General features: G+C 48.8%; 19 tRNA genes and 1 rRNA gene. All 20 read right to left on the bottom strand.

Going from position 1 to position 2,005, the window contains the following annotated elements:
• Positions 1-7: 7 nt before the first annotated feature.
• The 20 genes from HMPREF9629_RS11185 to rrf all read right to left on the bottom strand — a co-directional run bounded on the left by HMPREF9629_RS11185 (position 8) and on the right by rrf (position 1,987).
• A tRNA-Met gene (locus HMPREF9629_RS11185) sits at positions 8-84 on the bottom strand.
• Between the two features lie 39 nt (positions 85-123).
• Positions 124-199 (bottom strand) — tRNA-Phe (locus HMPREF9629_RS11180).
• Between the two features lie 13 nt (positions 200-212).
• A tRNA-Ile gene (locus HMPREF9629_RS11175) sits at positions 213-289 on the bottom strand.
• Positions 290-344: 55 nt separating this feature from the next.
• Positions 345-421 (bottom strand) — tRNA-Ile (locus HMPREF9629_RS11170).
• A 4-nt stretch (positions 422-425) separates the two neighbouring features.
• Positions 426-502 (bottom strand) — tRNA-Pro (locus HMPREF9629_RS11165).
• A gap of 4 nt (positions 503-506) precedes the next feature.
• Positions 507-581 (bottom strand) — tRNA-Trp (locus HMPREF9629_RS11160).
• Positions 582-619: 38 nt separating this feature from the next.
• Positions 620-696 (bottom strand) — tRNA-Pro (locus tag HMPREF9629_RS11155).
• Positions 697-700: 4 nt separating this feature from the next.
• A tRNA-Ser gene (locus HMPREF9629_RS11150) sits at positions 701-793 on the bottom strand.
• Between the two features lie 4 nt (positions 794-797).
• Positions 798-886 (bottom strand) — tRNA-Ser (locus HMPREF9629_RS11145).
• A 33-nt stretch (positions 887-919) separates the two neighbouring features.
• Positions 920-996 (bottom strand) — tRNA-Arg (locus HMPREF9629_RS11140).
• Between the two features lie 5 nt (positions 997-1,001).
• Positions 1,002-1,075 (bottom strand) — tRNA-Gly (locus HMPREF9629_RS11135).
• A 3-nt stretch (positions 1,076-1,078) separates the two neighbouring features.
• Positions 1,079-1,163 (bottom strand) — tRNA-Tyr (locus tag HMPREF9629_RS11130).
• 19 nt (positions 1,164-1,182) lie between these two features.
• Positions 1,183-1,258: transfer RNA gene (locus tag HMPREF9629_RS11125), tRNA-Thr, on the bottom strand.
• A gap of 47 nt (positions 1,259-1,305) precedes the next feature.
• Positions 1,306-1,382, bottom strand: a tRNA-Asp gene (locus HMPREF9629_RS11120).
• Between the two features lie 7 nt (positions 1,383-1,389).
• Positions 1,390-1,465, bottom strand: a tRNA-Val gene (locus HMPREF9629_RS11115).
• 56 nt (positions 1,466-1,521) lie between these two features.
• Positions 1,522-1,596 (bottom strand) — tRNA-Glu (locus tag HMPREF9629_RS11110).
• Between the two features lie 17 nt (positions 1,597-1,613).
• Positions 1,614-1,689 (bottom strand) — tRNA-Met (locus tag HMPREF9629_RS11105).
• An 8-nt stretch (positions 1,690-1,697) separates the two neighbouring features.
• Positions 1,698-1,786 (bottom strand) — tRNA-Leu (locus tag HMPREF9629_RS11100).
• 5 nt (positions 1,787-1,791) lie between these two features.
• Positions 1,792-1,866: transfer RNA gene (locus HMPREF9629_RS11095), tRNA-Asn, on the bottom strand.
• Between the two features lie 4 nt (positions 1,867-1,870).
• Positions 1,871-1,987: ribosomal RNA gene (gene rrf / locus HMPREF9629_RS11090) — 5S ribosomal RNA — on the bottom strand.
• Positions 1,988-2,005: the final 18 nt, after the last annotated feature.

Genomic DNA, 2,005 nt, shown 5'->3' with positions numbered 1-2,005 from the left:
TTAAAAATGGTAGCGGCAACAGGGATCGAACCTGTGACCTTTCGGGTATGAACCGAACGCTCTAGCCAGCTGAGCTATGCCGCCATAAAAATATAATCATATTAAATTAAACTGAATTTGTATTGGTGCCTAGAGACGGAATCGAACCATCGACACGAGGATTTTCAGTCCTCTGCTCTACCGACTGAGCTATCTAGGCATATAATAAATAGTGGTGGGCCTTCAGGGACTCGAACCCCGGACCTGCCGGTTATGAGCCGGACGCTCTAACCAACTGAGCTAAAGGCCCCTATAATAATATAATACCTAAATCATTTTTTACTTCTTTACAAAAAAATAAATAATGGTGGGCTTAGCTGGACTCGAACCAGCGACCTCACGCTTATCAGGCGTGCGCTCTAACCGCCTGAGCTATAAGCCCACAATGGTCGAGGTGGAGGGACTCGAACCCCCGACCCCATGGTCCCAAACCACGTGCGCTACCAAACTGCGCTACACCTCGTTAATGGCAGGGGCGGCAGGATTTGAACCCACGGCATTTGGTTTTGGAGACCAACGTTCTACCGCTGAACTACGCCCCTAATTAAACCCAGCCTATATAAAATTTCAACTACAAAAATGGTCGAGGTGGAGGGACTCGAACCCCCGACCCCATGGTCCCAAACCACGTGCGCTACCAAACTGCGCTACACCTCGTTAATGGCGGAGAAAGAGGGATTTGAACCCTCGCGCCCCGTTAATAGGACCTACTCCCTTAGCAGGGGAGCCTCTTCAGCCACTTGAGTATTTCTCCAATATGGCGGAGGGGGTGGGATTCGAACCCACGGCCCCTTTCGGAGTCACTGATTTTCAAGACCAGCTCCTTAAACCGCTCGGACACCCCTCCAAGAAGTAATATATATGCATTTATTAATTAAAATGGTGTGCCTGAAGGGATTCGAACCCCTGGCACGTGGCTTAGAAGGCCACTGCTCTATCCTGCTGAGCTACAGGCACATATATGGAGCGGGTGAAGGGGATCGAACCCTCGCAACCGGCTTGGAAGGCCGGGGCTCTACCACTGAGCTACACCCGCATATGGTGGAGGAAGTTGGATTTGAACCAACGTAGGATTGACCAACAGATTTACAGTCTGCCCCCTTTAACCACTCGGGCATTCCTCCAATATATTAATTGTCTAAATGGAGCTGGCGATAGGAATCGAACCTACAACCTGCTGATTACAAGTCAGCTGCTCTGCCAATTGAGCCACGCCAGCATATTGCGTTTAACTATCTTTTTAATCTTCTATTTGAAAATATTTCTTGGCGATCCGGATGGGGTTCGAACCCACGACCTCCAGCGTGACAGGCTGGCATTCTAACCAACTGAACTACCGGACCATTTATTTGGTGGACCCAACAGGGCTCGAACCTGTGACCCCCTGCTTGTAAGGCAGATGCTCTCCCAGCTGAGCTATGGATCCAAATAAAACATATATTTAAAATATAAAATGATTCAAATTTAAATAATTAATAAAAATGGTGACTCCTAGGGGATTCGAACCCCTGTAGCCGCCGTGAAAGGGCGGTGTCTTAACCGCTTGACCAAGGAGCCACAGTTATTAATATATTTGGTTGCGGAGGAAGGATTCGAACCAACGACCTTCGGGTTATGAGCCCGACGAGCTACCAACTGCTCCACTCCGCGATATTATATGGTGCCGAAGACCGGAATCGAACCGGTACGAATATCTCTATTCGCAGGATTTTAAGTCCTGTGCGTCTGCCAGTTCCGCCACTTCGGCACTATTGGCTCCGAAGGTGGGACTCGAACCCACAACCTACCGGTTAACAGCCGGGTGCTCCGCCGTTGAGCTACTTCGGATTACAATTGGCTATGACCTACTCTCCCAAGACCCTGCGGTCTAAGTACCATCAGCGATGAAGAGCTTAACTTCTGTGTTCGGTATGGGTACAGGTGTATCCTCTCCTCTTTTATAACCATATTGTTTCTTTTAATTGTG

This window comes from Peptoanaerobacter stomatis (assembly GCF_000238115.1).
In the GTDB taxonomy this organism is placed as follows: domain Bacteria; phylum Bacillota; class Clostridia; order Peptostreptococcales; family Filifactoraceae; genus Peptoanaerobacter; species Peptoanaerobacter stomatis.
Note: the sequence above shows the minus strand (reverse complement) of the source record. Positions and strands in the feature narration are given on the sequence as shown.